Here is a 311-nt window from a genome sequence, read left to right on the forward strand (position 1 = left end):
GCGCCGCTGAACCCTGGATCCCCCACGCCCTCACCGCCGACAACGAGATCGACTTCATCCCGCCGCCCTCCCCCTATCGCCCGCCGGTGGACCTGCACAGCGGGTTCCTGCGCCGGGCCGTGGACCGTCTGAAGGTCGAGGAAGTGGCCGGTGCCCGGTTCCATCATCCCGACCATCATCTTGCCGTCCAGGTCGAGGACCTGGGACGGCGTGTGCTGCTGACGCCCTGTCAACAGCAGGTCGGGGTGGGGCTCTCAGGACTCCGGTACAGGGACGGTACCGGAAGCCTGGTGGTCAGGTGACGTTGACGT

1 protein-coding gene is annotated in these 311 nt (G+C 67.8%); it reads left to right on the top strand.

All coding sequences use genetic code 11. The features are described 5' to 3' along the window. Window positions 1-302 (top strand): hypothetical protein (locus TN53_RS43720; protein WP_046264508.1); only part of this gene is annotated, 302 nt, incomplete at its 5' end. Window positions 303-311: the final 9 nt, after the last annotated feature.

Origin of the sequence: Streptomyces sp. WM6386, assembly GCF_000972385.1 — a bacterium.
Classification (GTDB): Bacteria; Actinomycetota; Actinomycetes; order Streptomycetales; family Streptomycetaceae; genus Streptomyces.